The organism is Anabaena sp. CCY 9910, assembly GCF_963920875.1.
Lineage (GTDB): Bacteria > Cyanobacteriota > Cyanobacteriia > Cyanobacteriales > Nostocaceae > Trichormus > Trichormus variabilis.
This window is the reverse complement of sequence record NZ_CAWUDJ010000019.1, coordinates 74,138-99,589: the sequence shown is the minus strand read 5'-3', so window position 1 is coordinate 99,589 and position 25,452 is coordinate 74,138. Positions and strand designations below refer to the sequence as shown.

The window sequence follows — 25,452 nt, the reverse complement described above, 5'->3', positions numbered from 1 at the left end:
AACAGTCCATAGTCAACAGTCCATAGTCATTAGTAATTAGTCCGTAATCTAAATAACTGACTAATCACTAACGACTATTGATTTTTGACCGATGACCAATGACCGATGACAGATGACCAACGACCGATGACCAATGACCAATGACTAAACATTTATGTCTCGCTCCAAAGCCTTACAATACTACATTGTCTCTCGGTTACTGTTTGCACCCCTGCAACTGCTAACTATTATTACGATTGTATTTTTATTACTCAGAGCTACACCAGGTGACCCAGTAGATGCAATTCTTGGTGGGCGTGCTTCAGAAAGCGTGAAAGAGCAATATCGAGAACAACTGGGTTTAAACCGACCTTTATTTATACAATACCTAAATTATTTGGGTAGTTTACTGCATTTTGATTTAGGGACATCTTTGACAAGTCGAGGACAGCACGTCTGGAATATCATTGGACAATATTTTCCAGCGACAGTTGAGTTAGCTGTGTTTAGTATGGCGGTGGCTCTGATTGTGGGAATTTTGGTAGGGACGCTTTCTGCTTCTCGTCCGGGAACTTCATTTGATATTGGCGGAAGATTATTTGGGATTATTACTTATGCGCTCCCTATGTTTTGGGCGGGAATGCTGCTACAGTTAATTTTTTCCGTGCAGTTGGGTTGGTTTCCCAATTCCAATCGTTTTCCGCCCAATCTTCCACCCCCGCCTACATTCACTGGTTTATATACAGTTGATAGTTTGCTCAGTGGTAACTTGACGCAGTTTTTCACATCGTTGCATCATTTAGCCCTCCCTTGTCTAACTTTAGGAATTTTGTTGAGTGGAATTTTTGAGCGTATTGTCAGAGTCAATTTAAAGCAAACCCTAAAAGCGGATTATGTAGAAGCAGCTAGAGCTAGAGGAATTGCAGAAAATAAAATTTTGGTGTCGCACGCCTTAAAAAATGCGCTGATTCCGGTAATTACTGTTCTGGGATTAACCTTTGCTTCCCTGCTGGGTGGGGCGATTTTGACTGAAGTGACATTTTCCTGGCCTGGGTTGGCAAATCGGTTATATCAGGCAATCTCCGATCGCGATTATCCCACAGTCCAAGGTGTGCTGGTATTTTTTGGGGCGATCGTAGTGTCAGCAAGTATTTTAATCGATATTCTCAATGCTTACGTTGACCCACGCATTCGTTATTAAGGAAATTAGCATTTCATGGCTAATACCTATTCGCTCTGTGCTTTGATATTTTTACTATGTCTACCCAACCGATAATTGAAAGTATATACACTGATGGCGCTTGCACTGGCAATCCTGGCCCTGGGGGCTGGGGTGTAGTTGTCTATTTTAGTGATGGCTCAGTTCACGAAATGGGCGATGCTGCCAAGCATACCACCAATAATAAGATGGAGATGCAGGCAGCGATCGCAGCTCTCAAATTTCTCCACGACTCTGGACAAACTGAACCCATTACCCTCTATACCGATAGTGAGTATCTAATTAACTGCGTTACCAAATGGGTAAAAGGTTGGAAAAAAAAGGGCTGGAAAAAATCTGATGGTAACCCAGTTCAGAATCAAGACCTTCTAGAAACTTTAGATGAATTAAATAGCCGTAAGGTAAATTGGCATCATGTTCGCGGTCATTCTGGCAACATCGGTAACGAACGTTGTGATGTGATTGCTCGCTGTTTTGCAACTGGTAGAATGCCCTCTCTACAACAGTTATCCACCCGTCATGCTCATAAATCTTTACCTGACATCAGTAAAATAAATGTAGTTAAAGTACCTGATCATGTTACAACCTCTACAATAGTTCACAAAACGACACAAGAAATCAGTACTTCTGCGTCAAATATCAACACTATGGAACCATCTACCGCACACGTTGCGGCTACAATCGAGGAAAACCCGCCGGAAAAGCGGGTGGAACAACTCCGCAACTTAGTAGAAACCCTGCATATTGCAGACGAAATTGCGGCGAAAGGTTATTTAATCACCAGTTCTGAGTTGGCAGACTTAATGGATGTCCACGCCAGTGCTGTTACCAGTAGGGGAGATCAGTGGCGTTGGCGCAACTGGATTGTTTCACGGGTACGCCGTGAGGGTAATCAAATTCTCTGGGAATTAGAGCGAGGCGATCGCTTGGGGGGTGAAGATGAATGAGTAATTGGGGATAGGGTCTTGGGAAACTAGAGGCAGAAATTATTGCTCTCTACTCAGCATTCACTACTCCTTGCTATAAGTTCTACCTCTCCATTCCCTGGGAGTGCGAAAAGCAGATAAGAAGATTCGCAGAACGGCTAAAGCATCGGCCAAGGGTGATAACCAAAACAGCCAGCCAGCTTTAGCGTTTTGACGGTCGTAGGAAGGAGCGATCGCCAACAGCATAGCAAAGCGAATCACCAGTAAACATACATTCAGTCCCAACAACAACTTCACAGGCAACAGTAATTGCCAAGAACCAATCAGCAAGTAACCAGTTACAATCAATAAAGGTAAGCCTTGTACTGCCGATAGTAACCATAAATCTCCCCAAATTTGAGCGCGGGGAGAGGCATCTTTCAAATCAAGGCTGCGTCCCCATTCCTTCCAAGTTTCTAACGCCCCTTCATACATTCTCACTTTCAATACCTTAGCCCCATCTAAAAAGCCCACCTTAAAGCCTTGGGCTGCAATATGACGTGCCAGGGTAACATCGTCACAAAAAGAGCTACTAGCGCTACTGTAGCCACCCACAGCAGCTAATACAGAGCGACGGCATAAAAAACATTGTCCGTTAGCCATTACCCTTTCTGGTTGGTCTGTGGTAATGCCTGCGGGATCAAATCGGTAAAGAAGAGTCATCAACAAGGCGGGTTGCAACAAGCACTCACCCGGATACTGAAGAATGAACTGGGGTGATAGGGATACTAAGTCGTATTCCTGGGACTGGGCTATTTTCACTAAACTAGCAACTAAACCAGGATGGGGTTGAGTGTCAGCATCCATGCCCAAGAACCACTGACTATCTTCTGAGCTATACAAAAAGCCGTTATGCAATGCCCAAGGTCTTCCTACCCAATTAGAGGGCAAAGGATCATCATTGATGAGGCGAAAGCGCGGGTCTTGCTGCTGTGCAGCTTTTACTAAGTCGGGAGTGCCATCTTGGGATTTACTGTCTACAACAATTACTTCCCGAACTTCGTAACTCTGGCGACTCAAACCAGCTAACAAAGGACTGATACGCAGGGCTTCATTCAGTGTGGGAACAACAACGCTCACATTGCCCAACAGTTCTGGTGTGGGTTGTTGGGGTTGAATTGGGGATAACCTTCTTGGCCCCTTAAATAGACGAGACAGCAGAATTGCTGTTGCTGGCACTTGGATGATTAGTAACAGAAGCGCCAAGGCGCTTGCTGCTGTCAAAGCGTTATCCACGATAAAAATACTTTGCAACTGGAATCGCTACTATAAACAAAAATGTTGTTAATTTTGAGTTAGGTATTCAGGAGTGCTGAGTGCTGAGTAATGAGTCCTGAGAGCGGTAGCGAGGCAATCTGCTAGTACTGAGTGCAGAACGATAATTTATATTACCTTCTCCCTGCTTTTTCCCAGTCCCCAATCCCCAGTCCCCCCTTCGGGGTTCGTCAGTCGCTTATGAGGGAAACCCCCAAGACCGCGCTGACTCACCAGTCCCCAGTCCCTAATTCACAGCCTTAATGCTGCTGGCTATGGAGACTTCTGTCGTAGATGTTTCTACGCTGATCTGGTTTGATGCAGATGAGCCTTTCCACCATAAAGCTAGCGCTGGGGCTACACCTAACACTACGCCTAACAATACAGGGATAGAGAAGCCTGCTGCCAAGCTCATGACGGTAGCAAAACCAAAGTTACCTAAATAAACTATTAAAGGTACATTAAGCTGCGATCGCTCAAATTTGATCGGACTATTTCTCCACAATACAGCAGCCACTGTCATGAATACTGCACCTGTACCTAACCAACCAGCAAAGTTTTGATAGGGCATTCCAAAGAAAGGGCCTGGTTGTTGCCAATACCAGAAAGGTAGTGAAGTTTGGCTCATGGCAGGGTCAAGTACAAAATCCCATGAGGTGAGTAGTAATGAACCCAAACCAATAGCACCGATATGGCGTAACAAAGTGGGTTTTTTATCTACTTCTAAACCAGCACGCCCCAACAGGTATGAGGAACATCCTACGTAAAACCATGACAAGGGAATTGTGAACGGTACTAAACCAGCGATTTTATAGCCCAAGCCACTTAAATAACTGTAGTGACCGAAAGGAAAGCCTGTGCTGGTTCCTAGCAGTTCACTAGTTAAGGAGATGAGTACAGCAGGTAGCATAAAACCCAAGGTACGACCTAACCCTAATGTTCGCAGGGCATATAAAAATACGGCCGCTGCCCCCAAAATCATGTAAACTACACCACCACCAGCCATACTCCACTGCATGGCTGTCTGTCCAAACTCAGATAGATGGAACAGCACCTCGGCATTAGGTACAACTAGTAGTATCCCTACTAGTCCAAAAAACATCGAGACGATATGACCAATAAGGCATATCCGCTCTGCAATAACAATTTGTTTCATGGTCATTCCTTGAACACGATGTGATACTTCGCTACTCGGCTGCTAATAGTTTACAAATGTTTACTAAAATATTTAACTAGTTTTTACCGTAATCTCTGCAAAAGTTGTTTAAACTTTTGTCAGAGACTGACAACCTATTGATTGCATATAGAAAAAATAGGATGATAAACTAATAGTCTAAGCGATCGCAGTCAAAATCCATCCAAGCAAATTAGGTTTTTTGCTGGTTTCTAAGTACAGTGTGCTTCTTGTCGTATTTTGAAATCAGACAACCGTAACAAAACTTGCCTTAATCAGGAAACAGATTTTTGAGTCTCGGATGAATATCACCTACAAATGTATAGGAATCCGATTCGATTATTAAACAAACTTAAGTATCTGTATGGTGGGCAATGCCTACCATAGGTATAATTCTAATTAAGTATTACAAATGTAGATTGCTCTGCTAATAGCGATACCCACCCATGTCAATTTTGAATAAACTCCCTTGGACAGCCCTAACGCTACTACTTTTGAGCTACAGCACTTTGGGTTGGGTATTGTCCGACATGAAAGCACCTTGGGCTGTCTGGGGTATTCTTGTGTTAGCAATATTTTTCTTGATAGGAAGCATCACTGCCCCTTATCCAAAGATAGCTGATTACTCTAGTGTTTTACTTGCTTCCAGTATTAGGAGTTTTTTCGTTGCTGTAGCCGGAGCCTTCTTATTTTTTATAATGATAGCTTGGTTTCGCGTGTTTCTTGATACACTGCTTGTCATTTCTGCCGCTCTCTTAGCAAGAATCGACTTTCAAGCAGATGGGTTTACAGAATGGCAAGCTTTTATAGCTACATTGATTGTTTCAATTGCTGGGGTAGGGTTAGGAGCATTTACAAATATGCTGTTAACCCAAAAGATAATGTTAGGTTTTTAGTAGGCACTCCAGACCCAATTTAAGAACTAAAGTATTAACTACAAACAAGGTGAGCGGATAATGCCCACCTTGATAATTTAGCCTGCTACTGCTTCTGCTGCGGCAGCTGCTGGGTAAACGCTAACTTTCTTGCGGGATTTGCCTTTGCGTTCAAAGGTAACTACACCATCAACCAAGGCAAACAAAGTATCATCTTTACCGATGCCAACATTGTTACCAGCATGAAACTTGGTTCCACGTTGACGCACGAGAATGTTACCTGCAATAACGGCTTGTCCGCCAAAGCGCTTTACACCCAGACGCTGGGCGTTAGAATCACGACCGTTGCGTGTACTACCTGTTCCTTTCTTGTGAGCCATAATTTCCTTTTTATTGCTTCTTTACTATTATTCAGCAGCAGTTTCTGTATCTGGGGTAGCATCAGCAGTTTCCGCACTTGCAGTAGGTGCTGTTAAGACTGTGCCGTTAAAAGTGATGGAATCTATTAAAAGTCTGGTGATTTCCTGGCGATGCCCCCGTTTTTTGCGGGTTTTCTTTTTCGGCTTCATTTTATAAACCAGGACTTTGCGACCTCTAAGATGCCGCAACACCGTTCCTTGCACTGTTGCCCCAGCTACTAACGGTTGTCCAATGGTGACTTCACCGTCATTCTGCACTAGTAATACAGACTCTATTGTAACTTTTTCATCTGGTTCGGCAGAGAGGAGTTCAATATCGTAAAAACGACCTGGCTCAACTCGCACTTGCTTGCCACCAGTCTCAATAATCGCGTAAGCCATGAAATTGTCCTTGAGGTTGCCGTACAGGTAGCTAGTTTTGATTTACCAGCTTTTGTAGTATGTCTACCTGATCCGAGCAGGTAATTAGACAGACAATCCAAAATTGTATGTTATTAGCCAGCATTAGGTCAATCTTTTATCTATAGTTTTTGAGGATATAGCTGGAAAATTTTCAAATAAAGAACTTATCAATTAATTTTGGCGAAATTTGCGAAATCTCAAAAGTGCTTGATGTAGTAAACAATGACACAGAACAGCACCAACAAGTCTGAGCAAAGGATCTCCTGGCTCAGATTTTCCCTTTTTTTATGAGGGAGTGGGGAGTTGTGTAAATAATCGATGCCAGTAATTTTCTGAATGACGAATTGGCATAAGCCCATAGTACAGCCTGTAACAGTAACATTAAAGTAAGACACTCAATTAGGAGAAGTTTGGATGAGTGATGATTTTAATGATCCTTTACCGGATGAATTTTGGTTGGGTGAAGGTGAAGTATGAGATTACCAAATAATCGGGTATAAAGAGCCTATATTTTAATTTATAAATATGAAAAGAATTGAAGTTGAAAAAAGAACTATTTTAGTTGGTTTGGCTGGTAGCCACGGGTATGGACTAAATCGCCCTGATTCTGATTTAGATTTTCGGGGGGTGTTTATTGCACCTAAAAGATATTATTTGGGATTTGACCACATAGAACAAAAGGATGCAGGCTGGGATGAGCCGGGAATATTTCCTTTGCTGGATGGGAATAAAGACACGGTTATATACGAATTAAGGAAAATACTTCAGTTGTTATCGGGAGCTAATCCTAATGTTTTGGAGTTGTTATGGTTAAATGAGTATCCTGTGTTAACGGGTGTCGGACAACATTTAATCAATCATCGGAAATTATTTTTAAGTAAAAAGGTTAAACATACTTATTCAGGCTATGCTTTTGCTCAAATTAAAAAGATGGAGACTCACCGTAAGTGGTTGTTAAATCCACCAGAGAAGAAACCACTACCATCTGATTTTGGCATAGAAGATGAAGCGCCACTAATTAAGGATGATTTGAATGCTTTTTTAGAGTATCTTTATACTTTGATTAGAGGTCGAATTGAATTTCTAGAAGAGGCAGAACAATTATATAAGTTATTAACTGCTGATATTGATTTTAAAGGAGTGCTAAAACAGTATACTTTACCTGATGAAAGTTTAGAGTATACGCAAAATTTAACTAATAGCCGTAAAGATTTTATTCGGTTGTTACAAAAAAGCCAAAATTACCAAATAGCTTTGAGGGAATGGAAAGCTTATTTAAGTTGGCAAGAAAATCGTAACCCGGCTAGGGCGGAGATGGAGAGGAAGTCTGGCTTTGATCTCAAGCATGGGATGCACTGCATTCGCTTGTTACGCAGTGGTTTGGAAATATTAAAGACTGGAGAAATAACTGTAGATAGGAGAGTTGCGGGTGATGTTGAGGATTTAAAAGCTATCCTCAAGGGTGAGTATTCTTATCAGCAGGTGATGGAAATGGCTAATGATTTAGTTGCTCAAATGGATGCGGCTTATGAACAGTCAACTATACCCCATAAACCTGATTTAGAAGCAATTAATAATTTGTGTATGGAGTTAGTGGAAATGCAAGGGTGGGGAGAGTAATTAGAGACGCGATTAATCAGAGACGCGATTAATCGCGTCTGTACAATTGTGAGATGTCATTACTCATGACTCATAACTATTGACTAAATTAAAGAGTTTTGAGTAAGTCAGCGAAACCATAAAGGCTGATGAAGAGTAGGAGTAAGGCTGTGAGTTGGGTGACTTTGTTTTCGGGTGAGGGGGCGATCGCTTCTCGTACTAAGATGGAAATGGATGCACCCACTACGAAGCTTAAGCCCAGTATTAAATAAGGTTTGTCTGGTAAAATCACGGCAATGGCTAACATGGCGATCGCTAGCATCAGCATGACTAACTCTACAAATCGGGGTGGGTTATATTGGCTAGCTAAAATAAAGCTGTTTAACCAAAAGTTCCAATGTCTCATCAGTGCTGAGTTGCCAAGTACCAAGTGAATGCTGAGTACTGAATTTGAATTTATTCAGTGAACAGTTGTTAATTATTACTGTTCACTGATGGTGATTACCGGACACCTGTCTTAATTTGACCTGTACCGTTTTTTTGTGAAGATTCATCTTCTAGTATTTCTACACCAAAGATGCGGGCAAACACTTTCTCTACTTTGTAGCCAGAATCAATGGATTCTAGGGGGTCTTTCCGTAGGCGGTGACGCAGACATAATGTAATTACACGACGGATATCGTCAACTGTAACTTCTGTGCGTCCCTCATAAGCTGTGAGGGCTTTGGCGGCGCGGTTGGTGACGATGTCACCGCGTAAGCCGTCTACATCTAGTTCTGAACAAACTTCCGAAATTTTTACCCGCAGGTCGTAATCTAGTTTTACTTCTGGCAAGAGCTTTTGGGCATTGACAATTTTCTCTTGTAGTGCTGTTTGCTCAGAGTTGTACTTTTCTAGGAATGTTGGGGGATTTTGGTCAAATTCTGACCTTTGTTCCACGATTTGCACACGTAAAGCCGGTTCTTTAACGGTGTGGATTTCGGCGTGCATTCCGAAGCGGTCAAGCAATTGGGGTCGGAGTTCGCCTTCTTCTGGGTTTCCTGAACCGACGAGTACAAAACGGGCTGGGTGGCGGATGGAAATACCTTCACGTTCTACGGTGTTCCAGCCACTTGCGGCTGAGTCGAGAAGTACGTCTACTAGGTGGTCATCTAGGAGGTTGACTTCATCGACGTAGAGAATACCTCTGTTTGCTTTAGCGAGGAGTCCTGGTTCAAAAGCTTTGACACCTTCAGATAAAGCTTTTTCGATGTCGATAGTACCGCACACTCGGTCTTCTGTAGCGCCTAAGGGCAAGTCTACCATTTGGACTTTCTTAAATTCTATGGGAATTTCTGCCCCTGCGCCTGATTTTTGCCGGACTTCATCGCTCATCAAGTCGGGGTCGCTGGGGTCACTGTTGAAGGGGTCATTGGCAACTACAGGGATTTCTGGCAATAGGTCGGCCAGGGCCCGGATAGTTGTGGATTTACCTGTGCCGCGATCGCCCATAATCATTACACCACCGATTTTGGGATCAATCACGTTCAACAGCAGCGCCAGTTTCATCTCTTCCTGGCCCACAATTGCCGTAAATGGGAATACCACGCGACGCGCGCTTGCCGTGGTTTGAGCAGTTGGAGTCACTAAATTACCTTAACAATATTTTTCTTATTACAGTTCTTTATTGTGCCACAGTTGGGGGTTCGGGGGAGATTAAATCAATTCGCAATACTGCAAGCGGTAGGCTAACGCCAAGGCAATTCGCCCCCTTTCTCTTTTGGGATGGATGGGCTTCTAGCCCTTCCGGTGCTGTCTGTCCCGCACCACAAGAGAATCTTTATGCAACATTTTAATCTAGATACACCACTACAAGATCAGGCGATCGCACTAGCATCGGGTGAAGCGGGTCGTTGGGCGCTTCGTACAATAATAAGTAAATAAGTCATCTTTTAAGCTTTCAATAATGACACTCCCATCACCAAATAAAGTCGATGAATTATTTTCCGAATGGGATAAACCAGGCTCTCCTGGTTTTGCTTTAGCCATCACCAAAGATGGTGAGACTGTCTATAAGCGCGGCTATGGTATCGCTGATTTAGAACACAACATAAAGATTTTTCCAAATTCGGTCTTTGATATTGCCTCAACGTCCAAGCAGTTTACAGCGATGTGCATTGCTTTACTTGCAAGAAAGGGGAAACTTTCTTTAGATGACGAGATCCAAATTTACATTTCAGAGATACCCAGATATGAGTATCCCATTACTGTGCGGCATCTGATTCACCACACAAGCGGCATTCGTGATTACTTAACCCTGATGGGGTTGGCAGGAATGCAATGTGAGAATGACTATCCTGATAACGAAATCATTGGTTTAATAGCTCGTCAAAAAGAATTGAACTTCAAGCCAGGAGAGGAGCATTTGTACAGCAACTCAGGATATTTTCTTTTGGCAGAAATTGTCAAACGTGTCTCCGGAGAATCTCTTGCGGTTTTTGCTGATAAGCATATTTTCAGTCCCCTTGGGATGAAGACAACTCACTTTCACGATGATTTCACAAGGATTGTCAGCAATAGAGCGATTGGCTACTCTCTGAAGGACGAAGGTAGCTTTCGGATTGATATGTCTATTTTTGATGTCGTGGGTGACGGTGGTATATATACCACCGTTGAGGATCTATGTATCTGGGATCAGAATTTTTACCAAAACAAATTAGGAGGATATGGGCAAGACCTGATCGAAGAAATCATTACACCTGGAATATTGAATAGCGGCGAAGTGATAGATTATGCCTTTGGTTTAGTTATAGGGCATTACCGAGGATTAGAAACCATCAGCCACAGTGGTGGATGGATGGGTTACAGATCACAGATGCTTCGATTCCCCAAACAGAGATTCTCTGTAATTTGCTTGTCAAATTTGGGCAGTGCTGAACCGCCAGAACTTGCCAGAAAAGTCGCAGATATCTACTTAGTTGATGACTTTACTGAGCAAAGCATAGAATCTGTCAGCCACCAAACCCAAATAATAGAAATTCCATCGGTTGATTTAGACAGCAAGACTGGCTTTTATCAAAACCTAAAAACAGGAACCGTTTGGGAGTTATTGGTCAAAGATGGTAAATTAAGCGTGGAATTTGCTGGAATGAGCTTTACACTTGCTCCTGTGAGTTCAAATCATTTTGTCATCATGGATATCCCTTCTAATCCCTATGTTGAATTTGAAGAGTCAGGTTTAGATGAACCCTCTCATCTTTACGTTTGTGTGGATGGCAAACCACGGGACGTTTTCCAACGGCTGGACTTTGCTCCTCCTGATGCTGAACAGTTGATGGATTTTACAGGAGAGTATTATTGCCAAGAGTTAGATGTCACCTACAGAATCACTATAGAAGACGGAGAGTTGCTGCTAAATCGAAGAAATTCTCTTCGAGAAACCCTCAAGCCAATTAACAAAGATTTACTGGAAGGTACGGACATCACTTTACAGTTTGTCCGTGATGACTTTCATCAAGCTGTTGGATTCAATATGAGCGCAGGATATGGAAGTGTCAGAAACATTCAATTTGTGAAATAAAAAGACGCGTCCAACAACAGGGGGTTTTTTCAATCTTTTTTACCAAACTGGCGATGCAAACCCTATCAATGCTTCTAGCAACGAACTACTGTTAAAACATCCGCCGACGTTGACGCTTCTTCTCCATTTGCGGTCTTCGTAGTGGTACTACATCGGCTTCGCTACTTTCTCTGGCGACGCGAATTAGCAAACCTGCACCGATTAAGCTGGCAATCATGGAGTTGCCACCATAACTGAACATAGGTAAGGGTAAGCCTGTTGTGGGCAAGGCTCCTGTAGCTACGCCAATATGTAACAATGATTGTCCGACCATAATAATGGTTATACCCATTGCTACCAAGCGATGAACGGGATTTTTTGCTTTCAGTGCAACTACTAAACCTAGAGTAGCAAATAGAGCCAATAATATTAGCAGAACTATGCTACCAACAAAGCCAAATTCTTCTGCGAATACGGCAAAAATAAAATCGGTATCCTGAATGGGTAAATAGAATAGCTTTTGTTGTGACATCCCAAATCCAGCACCCCAGGTTTTACCAGAACCTACGGCTAAGAGACTTTGTACTAACTGATAGCCGTCGCCTGTCGCGTCTGCCCAAGGGTTGAGAAATGACATTACCCGTCTGCGTTGATACTCTTTGATGCTAATACTGAGTAAGGCTAATAAGAATCCACCAATTGCTGTTCCTGCTAAATATTTATAGGGTAAGCCGGCAGCTAGGGCAATTAGCCAGATAGTCATACCGCAGAGTGCGGCTGTACTTAAGTTAGGCTGGGCGAGGATGCCTAAAATGACTAACCCAAAAATACCTAGCCAGGTGAGTCTTACTCGCCAACTCAACCTTTCCCACTGTCCAAATAATCTGGCGCTTTGCAGTACTAAAAAGGGTTTAATGAGTTCTGAGGGTTGGATGGGAATGGGGCCGATAGCTATCCAACGGGCTGCATCAAAAGCTTTTTTACCCAATCCGGGGACAAGGGTAACGAAAATTAATAGTAAGAATAATCCTAGTAGCCAATGGGAGATACCCAGAATTTTCTGTAACGGTCGATTGACAATGATGTTAAATCCAATAAGCGAGGCTAAAACCCAAAGGATTTGCCGCTTAAAGTAATACAATCCATCACCTTGACGGACATCAGCCACTACGTATGATGCTGAAAAGAGTATGGTTAAGCCAAAAAATAACCAGAGAAATGTTAACCAGCGCAGCAACCGCGCTTCTAATGCCCAGGTGGAGACGGAATCATCAAAAAATGGAATTAGGCTGCGTAGCTTCACGATTCATTACAGGTAAAAGGTGAGGGATTATATCAAGTGCGGATAGTTACTTAATAATATGGTTGGTTTTGTTGGTAACAGGTAATTGCTAATGGGTAATTGGTTTCTACCTTTAATTAATTACCAACTTTCACAGATATTATTAGTGTTTAAACGGACATGATATTAAATGTTAGAAGTTAGGAATAACACTTATAACTTATAACTCATATTTCATGATGTGGCGCATGGCGGCAATTGCACCATTGGTATATGTTGGTATAGGTGATGGCTTTCTTAGTTTTAATTGCTGTAGGATCAATGTCACTGTCACAATGGCATCTTCGATATTATGCACCCAGTAACCTTTGCTAGCTCTTTTTTGTTGGCGATCATACAATCGCGGTAAGGCTAACGCTACCAACGGTACACCTACGGCAGCACATTCGTAAACCGTGTTATATCCCGCACTGCCGATGACTATATCAGCGGCCCCTAGACACTCAATGCCAGGATGATGGGATATCCACAAGCTTTCTGGGCAGTTATGGGGGCAATGAGGAGCTAAAATTCTGACAGCACATTTGGGAAAATTGTGATGTAGATGCAGTGTAATTTCACCAAATAAAGATAGTTCTGATGCTTGTCCGGCGGCACAAACTAGGATAGTTTTATGGGATGGGTTGGCTTTGAGGATATGCGATCGCACTATCATCTTATCTGGCAATTCTTCTGGGTTACGAATTAACCAAGGTGCTGTGTGCATTACTCCTGGTAAGTCAGAAAAGGCTAAATCTGTACCATCCCCTGGTATGATTAGCCCATGAAAATTCTCTAAGACAAACGATCGCAAATTTTTGGTAGCTACATAATGAGGATTGATATCTCGATGAATGAGAATCCTGGGTGTGGTGTGCAACTGAGGTAGGATGTCGGCTAGTTCTCCCCCCAAGCCTCTGGGAAATGTATCGATAATTAAGCAGTCAAGGTGAGTATTGAGGATAATTTCCCTTATTTGTTGACAAGTTGCAGCAAAACTTACACTATCAGGAATCCAATGTAGTGTGCAGCCTTCATGATTGATTTGTTGTGCATAGGGACTATTGGTAATAATTTTGACGTTTCGTTGCTTTGCAGCAATTCTTCCCAAAGACAAAGCACGAGTCAAATGTCCCCAACCGCCACCCAAGGCGTAAATTAGCCAAGTTTTAGTCAATTGTTGGTTTGTTGTCAATGTTAGGACTTACGCAATGATACGAAGAATCAAGGGTTTGGGCGAGGGTATAGGGGTGTAGGGGTGTAGGGGTGTAGGTTGTTCAAAACCCTTACACCCCTACACCCTCATACCCTTACACCCCTTCTGAACAAATAACCTCTGTGCGTAAGTCCTGAGAGGGTAAAAGTATTGGGGTGTAAGGGTTTTAAAAATTCTTAACTTGCGCCCATATTGGTTTCATAATCGGTGTCATATTGGTTTTCTAAACTTATTGCGTCGGCTTCGGTAAAGTCGATGTTGCCTGTTTCTGAGTCGTATTCGTAGCGATCGCGGTTATAGTAATAGCTACTACCCCAAGAATCAGAATGGTAGTTACCATAGCCGGAGTAGTAGGCGTAGTCTTCTTCGTAGGTTGGGTGACAGTGGGGACAGCCTGTGGTGTCTGTGCGTCCACAACGACGCTTAAAGAGAAATCCTATCATGCGATCGCATTCCCCTGGAGTTGTGACTGGGGTAAATTTTACGGTGATTTCACAAGTGCCGATTTTGATGCGATCGCCATTATTTAGACTACTATTAGTTAGTTGTATGCCGTTGATTTGGATGCCATTATCTGTATTTTGGTCAATAATTATCAACTCTTGATTTTGCCAATCAATTAAGGCATGGTAATCTGCTGTGAGGTCATCTTCAATAGTGATTCTAGAAACTCTTTGACCATTATTTTCTGATGGCATCGCTGTAAATTGTCGTCCAATTGCCACTGGGGTTTCTAATGTTGGTTCTCTTTGTTCCCCTGTGTTAGGAACTATCCAACTTAGTTGAATTTGCAAGGTTTACTGTCCTCCTGTGGAATTAACTGCATAAGCTAAAGCCGCTTGTTGTTCACGGGTAAGTACGTCAAATCCAAAGCAAGCAAAGGCAATGGGAGAGATATTTGATTTTGTGGAGAAAACAGTTTTACCTGGGGGATTTCTTAAGGATATTTTTCCTTCTTTAATTCTCACTTGATACACTAATTTCGTATCTGCACTAGCAATTTCTAAACCTTTGCCACTTGTCTTAATCTGGTAAATTTCTTTTCTTGTACCATCTGTTAACTGATAATTGCCATTACCTTGTAGACTGAGAATATATAAAACTTGTTTGCTATCTGAATTTTCTAACTGCCAATTACCTTTGGATGTCGCTACATAGCCTAAAACTTGATCTTGAGGATTTTTCAGTTTTAATTTATTGTCTTTATCTACTTTAATTCTGGCTATTTCTTGATTTTTACCATCAACTAACTTTGCTCCATCTGCTTGCTGCTTGAGTGCAAATAAGTCTGAACCACCTTCTGTTTTAAATTTAATTTTCTCAGTACTTTCAACATTGGCGGCTATAGGCGTTACGGCTGGGTTGTTGGGAGTTACTACAGAGTTAGATGATTGATTACTATTACAACTAACAATTAATGTCAGTAATAAGCCTGATAATAAACAATTTATAACCTGTTTTTTCATGATTATTTAGAAAGTAACTTGGCTAAATTCAGTATTTGATAACAACTGAGAAACATGGCTGCGATTGTTTCATATAAAGCGTTTTGAGATTCCAGAAATTGAGGCGCGATTCTGGCACTAATATTAATAGCTTTATCCGTAACTTTTAGTAATCGTAATGTAGATGATTGGGGTAGTTTAACTGCGCTATTGATTTCAGTTTGCAAGATTTTAATTGCACCATAACGCCTTTGAGGATAGGATAGCTTTAAGTCTGCATCTAAGCCTATAGGTTTAGTTTTTGTCTTATATTTTTGCTTTCCACTACTGCCGCGCTTCCAGCCATGTTCTTTTTTAGATAGTTGAGTTAAACTCAGATTGAAACGAGTCTTGTCTAAAAATTGACCTTGCAAGTGTAACCATTCATGGCGATAATTGTCTACTTTCCATCCTGACTTATATGGGTGAGGATTAGTACCTATTTTGTTGTTATCAATTTCTATAGGTTGAAAAGACAGTTTTAAATCAAAGGTCGATGCCTTATCCATATCTCTGGCAAGCATCTGTAAAATCTGTTTTGTTAAATCATATCTATGGTTACTAATATTTGTTTTTTTATATCGACTCCGTTTCACTAAAGCACTAATACAAGCAATTATCAGCGCAGGTGTGACTAGGAATAGCCCTATCATGGATAAGCTAAATATAGGATGATTATTACTTGCGACTAATAAAATAAAAAGTAAGGTACAAGAAGTTAATATTCCCAGAAAATAAAATAAAGCTTTTTTACCATACTCTTTTTGCTTCATTTCTGAAAGCCGATCAATTTCTGCAATTTGTTGTAAATCATCTAATATGTTTGCTAAAGGAGATTGTGCTGTGTAGAGCAAATCTTTTCGCAAGTTGCTTAATTCAATAGCCATATTATTTAAAAATCGTGATAATTATTTAAAATTTATTAATTTAAGTTAATAACAAACTTTCATTATTCCAGCTTCGCCGCAAGTATATCAAACGGAAAATAACCTGTCAACGAATTTATAAACTTGTATGAATAAATTGAGTATCGCTTATATTACTTTCGATATTGTACCAGCACCAAAAGGGGCATCAATTCATATTGAGGCTTTTTCTTCGGCTTTAGCAGATACTTATGGGGAAATACATTTATTAACAGTTTCACCAACGGCAGAATTAATAAAATCAGACCAAATCCGTTTAAATATTAAACAAGTAATGTTACCTGCTTTGGGTAATGATTTCATTCAGCGAGTTCTATACTTCCGTCGAGAATTACAAGGTTGGTTAAATAACCGACGATTTGATGTGATACATATTCGCTCAATTTATGAAGGTTTGATAATTGCTTGTAATAAAAAGCAATATTGTGACCAGCTTATCTTTGAAGTGAATGGTTTATCTTCGATTGAGTTAAAATATCGCTATCCATCTGTAGCTGATGATGATGACCTACTCTATAAGCTATATTCCCAAGAGCAAATTTGTTTAGATGCAGCAGATTTGATTGTAACTCCTAGTAATGTGACTGCTAAATATTTACAAGGAAGGGGAATATCAGAGAATAAAATTAAAGTTATTCCTAATGGCGTAAATTTAGACATATTTACTTGTAAAAATACTCGGCAGTTAAACATCAATGTAGGTCATTTACCTTACCAGATGCTATATTTTGGGACGCTTTCACCTTGGCAAGGGGTAAATTTAGCAGTTGAAGCCTTGGGGTTAGTGAATCGAGATTTTCCTGCTTGTTTGACAGTGATAGGACAAGGGAGAAATCATCAGATAAAAACTTTAAAACAACTAGCTTACAAACTGGGTGTGGCAGATAAACTGAATATTTTAGAACCCATGTCCCAAAAAGATTTGGTTGCACATATTCATAGTTCGGATGTTATTTTAGCGCCTTTAACGGCAAACGATCGCAATCTCATCCAAGGTTGTTGTCCCCTAAAGATTTTGGAAGGTATGGCGACGGGAACACCTGTAATTACTAGTGATATACCAGTCGTGCAGGAGTTGGGAGAAAACGGAGTTCATTTCTTATCAGTCAAGCCGGGTTCGGCCAAGGCAATTAAGGATGCTGTATTACAGTTAAGAAACGATGGAGAGTTAGGGAGTCAATTAGCTGCTAATGCCCGTCAACGCATTGAAGAGTATTATACTTGGCAAGCTGCGGGTAATGAATTAATTACGGCTTATCAAGAATTACTGACTATTGACTAAACAATTAATGACAATTTGTAGTTGCTGTTGTTCTTGAGAGATAGAATAACTGGTGAGGATGCGATCGCGTGCTGCTTGTTGAATGGAATTTTTCTCTCCTGCCGGCATTTCCAAACACTCCAACACCGCCTCACCCAATTTGTGGAGATGAGAACGAGGCAGTAAAAAGCCATTTTCACCATGTAAAATCACCTCTGGAATACCACCTGCATCACTGGCGATACAACAGCAACTGCAAGCCATCGCTTCTAACAGTGCATTGGGCATACCTTCCCACAAGGAAGGCTGGAGGTAAACATCGCATAACTGTAGATAGGCTGCAACTGCTTGTGCATCAGCCAAATGTCCGGTCACAATCACCCTTTGGGCATCTTCTGGCTGCTGACTGGCATATAATTGCAACACCGATTCTTGAGAAGTCCTCACTTCACCAATAATTAACAGACAAGCTGGACGCTGTTGGCGGACTGTTGTTAAGGCATTGAGGAGAAACTGTTGTCCTTTTTTTTCCCGCAATTCTCCACAAAATCCTAAAACCACTTCATCGGGGGCAATTCCTAAAGTAGCCCGCAGATTACTTTCCCCCATTGGGGCAAAAATATCTGTGTCCACGGCATTTTTCAACACCAAAACATCATCTCTTCCACTCAATAGCTGAATTTTCCGCGCCATATCCGCACTCACTGCGGTGATAACTTTGGCGTGTTGGAGTGTCCATTGCAGCCGGGCAAAATCTCCAGGGGGAAACATTTCCCGGTCAATATCGTTACCACGGGCGCTAACTGTACTGGCTATTCCTTGCAAAGCAGCAAACCATGTGGCTAGAAAGCCGCTAGGAAACAAGTAATGCCCCCAAACTGCATCATAGGCGCGAGTTTGATGCAGCCACTCTAAAAAATTGAGGGTGTGGGGCATTGTCATATCCCAATGGCGATATAAGCCGATACGATAGACGCGGGGTTGTGCATCTGATGTAGGTGGTGAGACTTCCCCTGGTTGCAAGTAACGACTCCAACTGACAACATCAACTTCTACGCCTAATTGGGACAGTGTTGTTACTAGCCGTGTGGCACTAGTCGCCAAACCGCCTAAGTCTGGGGCAAATCTTTCTGTAATTAATAAAAGGCGTGTCATGGTTACTATCGGCGATATTCATCACCGCAATCACCGATTAATTGGTACAAATCTCGTGATTGGCTGGAGATTGTGTTGATGATGTTGCTATCTTCTGCGTCTAAGTTGAAATTAAATACTTTGGCATTATCTATGATGTGTTCAGATATGCCTAGTCTGGCACCAACTATCACACCACCAACGGCTGGTTTATCTAATATGTAGCGTGTTGCCACATTCGCAATGCTGACTCCATGCTTATCTGCGATTTGCTTGAGGGTAGACAGTAAGTCTTGAAATAAGCGCCAACCACCCCAAGCATCAACCATATTTTTGTACTTACGTAAGCTGGTTGTACCCAAGTCAAAACCGCGTGGTTCTGGTTTGCCAATATATTTTTCCGATAATAAGCCGCCACACAATGTACCATAGGTGAAAAGTTTGATGTCATGCTGTTGACAAAATTGCACCATATTCACTTCAGGACGGCGGTCAACTAAAGAAAACTGGACTTGATTAGAAACAATTTTAATTCCAGCTTCGGTAATAATTTGCAAATGTTCTGTGTCAAAATTAGTCAAAGCTAAATGCTTAATTTTGCCCTCAGTTTGTAGTTCTGCCATATATTTGAGGGCATCTAAATAATTTTTATCTTGATAGTCCCACCAGTGGAACTGCATCAAATCTAATGACTCTACATCCATTCTGCGGCGGGAGATATCTATATTTTCCTCAACCAGTTTTTTGGTCATTCTCCCAGGACGAGGAACCCATTTTGTAAATGCTTGAATATCAGCTAATGCTTCTTTGCCACGGTTAGCCACTAACTGACGACGAAATTCACCAATAAAGTCTTCCGCCGGGCCATAATGGTCTGCTAAATCCCAAGTAGTAAAGCCTGCATCCACGTACTGGAACATAGTTTTAATAGCAGCTTGGGAATTAATTTTCCCATGTCCACCGGATACTTGCCACATTCCATTTAATATGCGGCAAATATTTAAATCAGAGGTAAATTGCAACCGACTGTCTGCTGATAGTGCCATTTTTGTGAATGTTGAATTCCGAATTACTAACGCCAGCCTTTCTCTGCTTGTTCTAGAACATAAGCCGCCACGTTTTGAATCTCTTGTTCGCTGAGACGGTCTTTATAGGCTGACATATTATTTTTACCATTAGTGACGATCGCTTCAACCGCTTCTAGGGAATCCATCCCATATTTTTTCAGCGCCTTCTTTTGCAAGTTCTTACCACGGCGGATGATATTACTACCGTTGATATGACAGCCTGCACAATGAACACTAAAGATTTGTTCGCCATTCGCTGTGTCTGCTGCACTTGCAGGCGAAGTCAATGTACTTATCAAAAATAAAAGGGTTATCAACACTAATTTAATCAAATGCCGCACTACAATTCTCCTGTAATAATTTAATTTTTAACTTCCATGAAAAGTTCTTAATTCATAGACTGGAATTGATAATAGCTAGAGATTTCTTCTCAATTCACAATTACCTGTTACCGACTACCAAATCTCTAGACTATGTTTACATAACTATAGGACTAGTATTTGATTTCTGAAATATATGTAGTTGTGGTAGGCTGCCCACCCTACAGATACTTATATTTTTATGGGCAAGCGCAGGCTATGCCAACAATAATCAAATCAGATTCCTATAATCACATACTCATCATCCCATAGATGGATAACAAGTTATACATGACCTACTTTAGTATGGATATTCTAATTTTATGTCTCTAGGAAGTACCGCAAATATGATGACTAAACCACAATGTAGAAGGAAGACTATCTACAAAAATTTTATCCAAATTATCTAAATCACAAGAGTTGAAAATGGCTAATAATATCAAACAACAAATTCAAGCAGACCTGCAACAAGCAAAAGCAACTGGACAGCTAAAAAGCGAAAGAATCAGAGAAATTGTCAAAACCGCAGTTTCTCAAGTCGCCTCTGAGTTCAAGGAGGGTTCTAGTGAAATTCGTTCTTTAGTTAAAGATGCAGTTTCTACCGTAATTGAAAATCTGCAAGACAAAGGTACAGAAATTAAGGAAGAAGTTACAGCTTCAATTGAAGGAGCCATCGAGGGTGTTAATACTAAAAGACATGAGGCAATAGTTAGAAGTCAGTCAGAGTTGCAAAGGTTGCAAGCACAAATTGATGGTGAAGAAGCAAAAATTCAGCAAGAAGTTGACGGCATCTTGGCAGAAATAGCGGAGAATGGTCAGCAAGAAACTGCTAGCAGAAGAACTGTGATTGACTCCGCTATCGATACTATCAAAAATAGTGAAGAAGTTTCCCTATTACAAAAGCGTTACGCGCAATTACAGGCGCAACTATCAATAGTTAGAGCTAATTTAGCGGCTCGTTATGGTGGACGCTCAGAAGAAGTCAAAAATTATCTGGATGAAGCCAAAACCTGGTATGAACAGGCTCGTCCCCAAGCTGAGGCGCTGGCCACTCAGGTAGAGGAGAAGCGATCGCAAATAGATAGTAAACTAGGAGAAGCTGGTACATCCCTAGCGAGAAAAGAGCGTCAAATCAAACAAACATTGAGGGAACTGTTATTAGCAACGGCTGATTTGTTTAAAGATAAGGAACATCCAGAGCAAGAGAAAGAAGTTACGCGTAAGTAATCGAATAGATGAAAAATAGCCCAGGCTTATTAGATAAGTCTGGGCTATTTAAGGAGAATAATTATAGTTGTTGACTGTTGACAGACTTGAGAGCTTTTTATCGTAAATAAAAGGGTTTAAGACCCCTCTCTTACAAAGTTCTGATCGCCGGAAGCCGGCGCTCAGACTTTGCGCTACGTCTATACATAGTATCATTTTCAGGCGGGGTTTAAATTCCCGTCTGAAAATGTCTTTAATTTTGAATTTTGAATTTTGAATTGTTAATGTCAGGGTTGTATCTTATCTTGATGCCCTAATTTAGCTACGGCTATATATAAAAATAGGCGGGAATTCCCCGACCTATCTAATTCAAAAAGGTGACATCTAACTTCAATCAATAATTAAACTGTTCTTCATGTTTAGCGATTACCCAAACAGCATGAATACTACCGGGTAGCCAACCTAAAAGAGTTAGCAAAATATTAATTACCAAAGTTGGGCCGACACCGACTGTCAAGAACACACCTACAGGAGGTAATAGTAAACCGAGAAGAAGACGAAGTAATTTCATGGGATTGTTGCTACCTTTCAAATTTTATTTACTTACATTGTCTGAAATTAAGTGAATTCCTAACTCCATCTGAGGAATCATCTAGATGACAATTCACCTTCAGAAGGTAATTCTGGTTGAGTTTTTTGGTTTCCAGCTAAAAGATTCTTCTCAACAAAATAGTTGTTGATGAAAGTGCTAGCGAAAGAAAGAACTACTGGCCCCAAGATAAAAGCAAGAATGCCATGAACGCTAAACCCAGGAACCAAAGCTGCTGCTAATGAAAAACACAAACCGTTAACAACTAGAGAAAATGCACCAAAGGTTAAGAAGTTAAGCGGTAACGATAGAGTTGATAGAACTGGTCTAACTGAGCCATTAACTAAGCCAATTACAACAGCAGCAATTATCGCCGCAGGAAAATTAGCAATATTAACACCAGGAACTACTAAATCAACAATTAATAGACTGAGTGCTGTAGCTAGAGCGGTTAAAAACATTCCCAACATTTTTTTACCTAAAATTCAGTAATAGATTATTTGTTTTTGCTATTACTATCTTGAATATTTCAATAGGTAAAAGCATCTCTAACAAGATAGATTGCCTTTCTACCATCTGGAGTATTTTCGGAAAAATCAGATAAAATCACTCAAAAATCAGGAAATCCTTGCTTACTGTAAAATTGCTCAGATTCAAAATGAGATTCTTCTGATTTCCCTGCATCAGATTGATATTGACATACTCCCCCAAATTTAATTAATTGGAGGCTTTACGCATCAAGGTTGGTAAAGTGAGGAATTATACAAAACTTGCTCTTGATGAGTTTCTAAAGTGCAATCTGATAAGGGATAAGTAACGCAGGTGACAACGTAGCCTTGCTGAATTTCATCAGGACGCAAAAATTTTTGCTCACTTTGGTCGACTTCACCACTAATAAGTTTGGCAACACAAGCAGAACAGTCTCCCTGTTTGCATCCCGATGGTAGGCGAATACCAGCCTCTGCGGCTATATCCAGAATATATTGATCGTCTGGTACTGAGATAATGCAATCTAATGCGATCGCACTATTTATAAGTCGGACTTGATAAACTGTCATCTGCCAAAAGTAATCTATTGCTTCACTGCTTTCATCGACAAACTAATTCTTTTCAATTTGGCGTTGACTTCCAGCACTTTTACCTTAACCACTTGTCCCACCTTAACAACTTTCTTGGGGTCATCAACAAATCTATCAGCCAGTTGGGAGATATGCACCAAACCATCTTGATGAACACCAATATCGACGAACGCACCAAAGTTAGCAACATTGGTAACGATACCTTCTAATTCCATCCCCTCTTGCAAGTCGGTGATTTCTTTAATCCCTTCCTTGAAGGTGGCGTACTTAAATTCGGCGCGGGGGTCTCTCCCAGGTTTTTCTAATTCGCTGAGAATGTCCCGCAGTGTCGGTTCACCAACTGTATCAGTGACATATTTCTTCAAGTTGGCTTTTTTGAGTTTTTCAGCAATTTGTGTTACCTGATTTAAAGTTACACTTAAGTCAGAGGCGATCAATTCCACTACTGCATAACTTTCTGGATGCACTGCTGTATTATCCAAAGGGTTATCACCGCCACGAATCCTTAGGAACCCCGCCGCCTGTTCAAAAGCTTTCGGTCCCAACTTGGGAACCTTCAACAGTTGGCGACGATTTTTAAAAGCTCCATACTGGTTACGGTAAGCCACAATGTTATTGGCAACTGCTGGTGTAATTCCCGAAACAAAAGTTAACAGTTCCTTAGAAGCCGTATTTAAATCTACACCCACGTAGTTAACGCAGCTTTCTACAGTCTCATCTAGCTTCTTCTTCAACAATTTCTGATCAACATCGTGCTGGTATTGTCCCACACCAATCGATTTCGGATCTATTTTCACCAATTCCGCTAACGGGTCTTGCAAACGCCGACCAATACTAATTGCACCCCGCACCGTCACATCTAAATCAGGAAACTCTTCCAGTGCGACTTTGCTAGCAGAATATATAGATGCACCGGATTCATTTACCATCACCTTGGTAGGTTTACGGTCTAGTGTTTGTAATACCTGCATGACAAACTCATCTGTTTCCCGTGATGCTGTACCATTACCAATGGCTATTAACTCAATTTTGTATTTTTCAATCAGATTTTTGAGAATTTGAGCCGCTTTTGTCCGTTGTTCCGCAGCTTGGTGAGGAAATACCGCTTGATATTCCAAAAATTTTCCAGTTTGGTCAATAATTGCCACTTTACAGCCAGTTCTAAACCCAGGGTCAATAGCCATAGTTGGCTTCATGCCCGCCGGCGCAGATAGCAACAATTCCCGCAAATTGATTTCAAATGTCCTAATAGACTCAATATCTGCATAGGTTTTCTTATCAGCAATGACTTCACTGATAAGGGAATTTTTCATCAGACGGTTGAACGCATCTTTCAGCATCGCTTGATAGAAATCCCGAATTCCCCGCACTTTGGTTTTAATTTCTTGAGATTCTAAGTAAGAAAGAACCAAATCTTCTGCAAATACCACATCAAAGCTTAATATTCCCTCAGTTTCACCCCGACACAACGCCAGCAAATTGTGGGGGGCAATATTTTTCACATTAATTTGATAGTTGCGGTACATTTCAAACTTAGTTGTACCTTCCGGGTAATCATCTTTAATACGAGAAACAAACACCCCATCTTCTAAGAGATAATCTCGAATATAGGCACGTAAATCAGCTTTCTCTGCCACTTCTTCCGCTAAGATATCAGCCGCACCTTTTAGTGCTTCATCGGCGCTGGTGACTCCCTGAGTTTCGGAAATATATCTTACTGCTTCTTCCGATAATGATGCAGAAACAGGGTTTTTAGTATTTAAAGACTTAATGAAATCCGCTAAAGGTTGTAATCCCTTCTCTCTAGCAATAGTGGCGCGAGTCCGGCGCTTAGGACGATAGGGTAAGTATAAATCCTCAAGTTCAGTTTTTTGTAAACAAGAGACGATTTTCTCTTGTAGTTCATCCGTCAGTTTATTCTGTTCGGTAATAGCTTTCAAAATTACCGACTTTCTTTCTTCTAATTCCGTTAAGTAAGTATACCTATCAGCTAAATCACGCAACTGCACCTCATTCATTTCACCAGTGCGCTCTTTGCGATAACGGGAAATAAAAGGAATAGTCGCACCCTCCGCCAAAAGTTCCAGCGCATTTTGCACCTGAAAGGGTTTGAGTTCTAGTTCAGTTGCCAGTAGTTGAGGAATGTTCAGCATCAGGTAATTGTATGTGAAAAATTTACTCCTAAAGGTACAATGCTAAATCTTTCTTTTAGGATTGGTAGTATGTTTTAAGTTACTTTACCAAATAGTTACGCAATATTGAGAAAAATACAGTAATTTTAAGTAAGATACTGTGACTCTACTTGCTACAATAAGAGATCACCTGATATATAAGAATAGCTCTCACTTAGCTTTAGTAAAAGTTTACATTTATGTGGGAAGGTAAG

Annotated in this window: 25 protein-coding genes; 7 read left to right on the top strand and 18 right to left on the bottom strand. The window is 41.1% G+C overall.

Annotated elements, in window-relative coordinates; all coding sequences use genetic code 11:
• Positions 1-154 precede the first annotated feature (154 nt).
• Positions 155-1,180, top strand: coding sequence for an ABC transporter permease (locus tag ACM5QX_RS15850; RefSeq protein WP_414754391.1), 1,026 nt, complete (start codon positions 155-157; stop codon positions 1,178-1,180).
• A 56-nt stretch (positions 1,181-1,236) separates the two neighbouring features.
• On the top strand, positions 1,237-2,145 hold the full coding sequence (gene rnhA / locus ACM5QX_RS15845) for a ribonuclease HI (protein WP_011318328.1): 909 nt from the start codon (positions 1,237-1,239) through the stop codon (positions 2,143-2,145).
• 63 nt (positions 2,146-2,208) lie between these two features.
• Here the strand turns inward: rnhA and cruG are convergent, their stop codons facing one another.
• On the bottom strand, positions 2,209-3,399 hold the full coding sequence (gene cruG / locus ACM5QX_RS15840) for a 2'-O-glycosyltransferase CruG (RefSeq protein WP_414754390.1): 1,191 nt from the start codon (positions 3,397-3,399) through the stop codon (positions 2,209-2,211).
• 265 nt (positions 3,400-3,664) lie between these two features.
• A complete protein-coding gene (gene cruF, locus ACM5QX_RS15835) occupies positions 3,665-4,573 on the bottom strand; it encodes a gamma-carotene 1'-hydroxylase CruF (RefSeq protein ID WP_414754389.1) in 909 nt (302 codons plus the stop codon).
• Between the two features lie 464 nt (positions 4,574-5,037).
• On the opposite strand from cruF, the gene ACM5QX_RS15830 reads away from it, so the two are divergent.
• A complete protein-coding gene (locus tag ACM5QX_RS15830; protein WP_414754388.1) occupies positions 5,038-5,487 on the top strand; it encodes a hypothetical protein in 450 nt (149 codons plus the stop codon).
• A 77-nt stretch (positions 5,488-5,564) separates the two neighbouring features.
• Here the strand turns inward: ACM5QX_RS15830 and rpmA are convergent, their stop codons facing one another.
• Both rpmA and rplU read right to left on the bottom strand, forming a co-directional pair.
• Positions 5,565-5,846 carry a 50S ribosomal protein L27 gene (rpmA, locus tag ACM5QX_RS15825; RefSeq protein ID WP_011318332.1) on the bottom strand — a complete coding sequence of 94 codons (282 nt, stop codon included), beginning with the start codon at positions 5,844-5,846 and terminating at the stop codon, positions 5,565-5,567.
• Between the two features lie 27 nt (positions 5,847-5,873).
• A complete protein-coding gene (rplU, locus tag ACM5QX_RS15820) occupies positions 5,874-6,266 on the bottom strand; it encodes a 50S ribosomal protein L21 (RefSeq protein ID WP_011318333.1) in 393 nt (130 codons plus the stop codon).
• A gap of 546 nt (positions 6,267-6,812) precedes the next feature.
• On the opposite strand from rplU, the gene ACM5QX_RS15815 reads away from it, so the two are divergent.
• Positions 6,813-7,907 (top strand): DNA polymerase beta superfamily protein, encoded by a 1,095-nt coding sequence (locus ACM5QX_RS15815; RefSeq protein WP_414754386.1) that lies wholly within the window; start codon positions 6,813-6,815, stop codon positions 7,905-7,907.
• 88 nt (positions 7,908-7,995) lie between these two features.
• On the opposite strand, the gene ACM5QX_RS15810 is transcribed toward ACM5QX_RS15815, so the two are convergent.
• Both ACM5QX_RS15810 and bchI read right to left on the bottom strand, forming a co-directional pair.
• On the bottom strand, positions 7,996-8,292 hold the full coding sequence (locus ACM5QX_RS15810; RefSeq protein WP_011318335.1) for a hypothetical protein: 297 nt from the start codon (positions 8,290-8,292) through the stop codon (positions 7,996-7,998).
• 95 nt (positions 8,293-8,387) lie between these two features.
• Entirely contained in the window at positions 8,388-9,512 is a 1,125-nt protein-coding gene (bchI, locus tag ACM5QX_RS15805; RefSeq protein WP_414754385.1) for a magnesium chelatase ATPase subunit I, read from the bottom strand.
• Between the two features lie 319 nt (positions 9,513-9,831).
• On the opposite strand from bchI, the gene ACM5QX_RS15800 reads away from it, so the two are divergent.
• Positions 9,832-11,445: a serine hydrolase domain-containing protein gene (locus ACM5QX_RS15800; protein ID WP_414754384.1), complete on the top strand. Its 1,614-nt coding sequence runs from the start codon at positions 9,832-9,834 to the stop codon at positions 11,443-11,445.
• 91 nt (positions 11,446-11,536) lie between these two features.
• Here the strand turns inward: ACM5QX_RS15800 and ACM5QX_RS15795 are convergent, their stop codons facing one another.
• The 5 genes from ACM5QX_RS15795 to ACM5QX_RS15775 form a co-directional block, all read right to left on the bottom strand.
• Positions 11,537-12,727 carry an FtsW/RodA/SpoVE family cell cycle protein gene (locus tag ACM5QX_RS15795; RefSeq protein ID WP_414754383.1) on the bottom strand — a complete coding sequence of 397 codons (1,191 nt, stop codon included), beginning with the start codon at positions 12,725-12,727 and terminating at the stop codon, positions 11,537-11,539.
• Between the two features lie 199 nt (positions 12,728-12,926).
• Positions 12,927-13,922 (bottom strand): glycosyltransferase, encoded by a 996-nt coding sequence (locus tag ACM5QX_RS15790; RefSeq protein WP_414754382.1) that lies wholly within the window; start codon positions 13,920-13,922, stop codon positions 12,927-12,929.
• 215 nt (positions 13,923-14,137) lie between these two features.
• Positions 14,138-14,755 (bottom strand): FHA domain-containing protein, encoded by a 618-nt coding sequence (locus ACM5QX_RS15785; protein WP_414754380.1) that lies wholly within the window; start codon positions 14,753-14,755, stop codon positions 14,138-14,140.
• 3 nt (positions 14,756-14,758) lie between these two features.
• Positions 14,759-15,427 carry a hypothetical protein gene (locus ACM5QX_RS15780; RefSeq protein ID WP_414754379.1) on the bottom strand — a complete coding sequence of 223 codons (669 nt, stop codon included), beginning with the start codon at positions 15,425-15,427 and terminating at the stop codon, positions 14,759-14,761.
• 2 nt (positions 15,428-15,429) lie between these two features.
• Positions 15,430-16,332, bottom strand: a complete 903-nt coding sequence (locus ACM5QX_RS15775; protein WP_414754378.1) for a hypothetical protein — start codon at positions 16,330-16,332, stop codon at positions 15,430-15,432.
• A 127-nt stretch (positions 16,333-16,459) separates the two neighbouring features.
• Between ACM5QX_RS15775 and ACM5QX_RS15770 the strand changes: the two genes are divergently transcribed.
• A complete protein-coding gene (locus ACM5QX_RS15770; protein ID WP_414754377.1) occupies positions 16,460-17,653 on the top strand; it encodes a glycosyltransferase family 4 protein in 1,194 nt (397 codons plus the stop codon).
• Here the strand turns inward: ACM5QX_RS15770 and ACM5QX_RS15765 are convergent.
• From ACM5QX_RS15765 to petJ, 3 genes are read right to left on the bottom strand one after another with little or no spacing between them, the layout of a single operon-like run.
• Entirely contained in the window at positions 17,636-18,787 is a 1,152-nt protein-coding gene (locus tag ACM5QX_RS15765; RefSeq protein ID WP_414754376.1) for a glycosyltransferase, read from the bottom strand. The genes ACM5QX_RS15770 and ACM5QX_RS15765 overlap by 18 nt on opposite strands.
• Before the next feature lie 5 nt (positions 18,788-18,792).
• Complete coding sequence (locus tag ACM5QX_RS15760) at positions 18,793-19,812, bottom strand: aldo/keto reductase (RefSeq protein ID WP_414754375.1); 1,020 nt, start codon at positions 19,810-19,812, stop codon at positions 18,793-18,795.
• Positions 19,813-19,838: 26 nt separating this feature from the next.
• Positions 19,839-20,162: a cytochrome c6 PetJ gene (petJ, locus tag ACM5QX_RS15755; RefSeq protein ID WP_414754406.1), complete on the bottom strand. Its 324-nt coding sequence runs from the start codon at positions 20,160-20,162 to the stop codon at positions 19,839-19,841.
• 456 nt (positions 20,163-20,618) lie between these two features.
• Here petJ and ACM5QX_RS15750 point away from each other — a divergent pair, with 456 nt between their 5' ends.
• Positions 20,619-21,419, top strand: coding sequence for a histidine kinase (locus ACM5QX_RS15750; protein ID WP_414754374.1), 801 nt, complete (start codon positions 20,619-20,621; stop codon positions 21,417-21,419).
• 373 nt (positions 21,420-21,792) lie between these two features.
• On the opposite strand, the gene ACM5QX_RS15745 is transcribed toward ACM5QX_RS15750, so the two are convergent.
• The 4 genes from ACM5QX_RS15745 to ACM5QX_RS15730 form a co-directional block, all read right to left on the bottom strand.
• A complete protein-coding gene (locus ACM5QX_RS15745; RefSeq protein ID WP_010994340.1) occupies positions 21,793-21,969 on the bottom strand; it encodes a YqaE/Pmp3 family membrane protein in 177 nt (58 codons plus the stop codon).
• Between the two features lie 77 nt (positions 21,970-22,046).
• Positions 22,047-22,457 (bottom strand): phage holin family protein, encoded by a 411-nt coding sequence (locus ACM5QX_RS15740; protein WP_011318348.1) that lies wholly within the window; start codon positions 22,455-22,457, stop codon positions 22,047-22,049.
• 267 nt (positions 22,458-22,724) lie between these two features.
• A complete protein-coding gene (locus tag ACM5QX_RS15735) occupies positions 22,725-23,045 on the bottom strand; it encodes a 2Fe-2S iron-sulfur cluster-binding protein (RefSeq protein WP_414754373.1) in 321 nt (106 codons plus the stop codon).
• Positions 23,046-23,059: 14 nt separating this feature from the next.
• On the bottom strand, positions 23,060-25,219 hold the full coding sequence (locus ACM5QX_RS15730; protein WP_414754372.1) for a Tex family protein: 2,160 nt from the start codon (positions 25,217-25,219) through the stop codon (positions 23,060-23,062).
• Positions 25,220-25,452 lie beyond the last annotated feature (233 nt).

Bases quoted from the DNA above. Each gene is read 5' to 3' on its own strand.
- cruF (WP_414754389.1), bottom strand. From the start codon at position 4,573: ATGAAACAAATTGTTATTGCAGAGCGGATATGCCTTATTGGTCATATC.
- ACM5QX_RS15770 (WP_414754377.1), top strand. From the start codon at position 16,460: ATGAATAAATTGAGTATCGCTTATATTACTTTCGATATTGTACCAGCA.
- ACM5QX_RS15780 (WP_414754379.1), bottom strand. From the start codon at position 15,427: ATGAAAAAACAGGTTATAAATTGTTTATTATCAGGCTTATTACTGACA.
- ACM5QX_RS15740 (WP_011318348.1), bottom strand. From the start codon at position 22,457: ATGTTGGGAATGTTTTTAACCGCTCTAGCTACAGCACTCAGTCTATTA.
- ACM5QX_RS15760 (WP_414754375.1), bottom strand. From the start codon at position 19,812: ATGGCACTATCAGCAGACAGTCGGTTGCAATTTACCTCTGATTTAAAT.
- ACM5QX_RS15815 (WP_414754386.1), top strand. From the start codon at position 6,813: ATGAAAAGAATTGAAGTTGAAAAAAGAACTATTTTAGTTGGTTTGGCT.
- rplU (WP_011318333.1), bottom strand. From the start codon at position 6,266: ATGGCTTACGCGATTATTGAGACTGGTGGCAAGCAAGTGCGAGTTGAG.
- ACM5QX_RS15735 (WP_414754373.1), bottom strand. From the start codon at position 23,045: ATGACAGTTTATCAAGTCCGACTTATAAATAGTGCGATCGCATTAGAT.
- ACM5QX_RS15830 (WP_414754388.1), top strand. From the start codon at position 5,038: ATGTCAATTTTGAATAAACTCCCTTGGACAGCCCTAACGCTACTACTT.
- ACM5QX_RS15765 (WP_414754376.1), bottom strand. From the start codon at position 18,787: ATGACACGCCTTTTATTAATTACAGAAAGATTTGCCCCAGACTTAGGC.
- rpmA (WP_011318332.1), bottom strand. From the start codon at position 5,846: ATGGCTCACAAGAAAGGAACAGGTAGTACACGCAACGGTCGTGATTCT.
- rnhA (WP_011318328.1), top strand. From the start codon at position 1,237: ATGTCTACCCAACCGATAATTGAAAGTATATACACTGATGGCGCTTGC.
- ACM5QX_RS15850 (WP_414754391.1), top strand. From the start codon at position 155: ATGTCTCGCTCCAAAGCCTTACAATACTACATTGTCTCTCGGTTACTG.
- ACM5QX_RS15775 (WP_414754378.1), bottom strand. From the start codon at position 16,332: ATGGCTATTGAATTAAGCAACTTGCGAAAAGATTTGCTCTACACAGCA.
- ACM5QX_RS15730 (WP_414754372.1), bottom strand. From the start codon at position 25,219: ATGCTGAACATTCCTCAACTACTGGCAACTGAACTAGAACTCAAACCC.
- ACM5QX_RS15750 (WP_414754374.1), top strand. From the start codon at position 20,619: ATGGCTAATAATATCAAACAACAAATTCAAGCAGACCTGCAACAAGCA.
- ACM5QX_RS15745 (WP_010994340.1), bottom strand. From the start codon at position 21,969: ATGAAATTACTTCGTCTTCTTCTCGGTTTACTATTACCTCCTGTAGGT.
- ACM5QX_RS15810 (WP_011318335.1), bottom strand. From the start codon at position 8,292: ATGAGACATTGGAACTTTTGGTTAAACAGCTTTATTTTAGCTAGCCAA.
- ACM5QX_RS15800 (WP_414754384.1), top strand. From the start codon at position 9,832: ATGACACTCCCATCACCAAATAAAGTCGATGAATTATTTTCCGAATGG.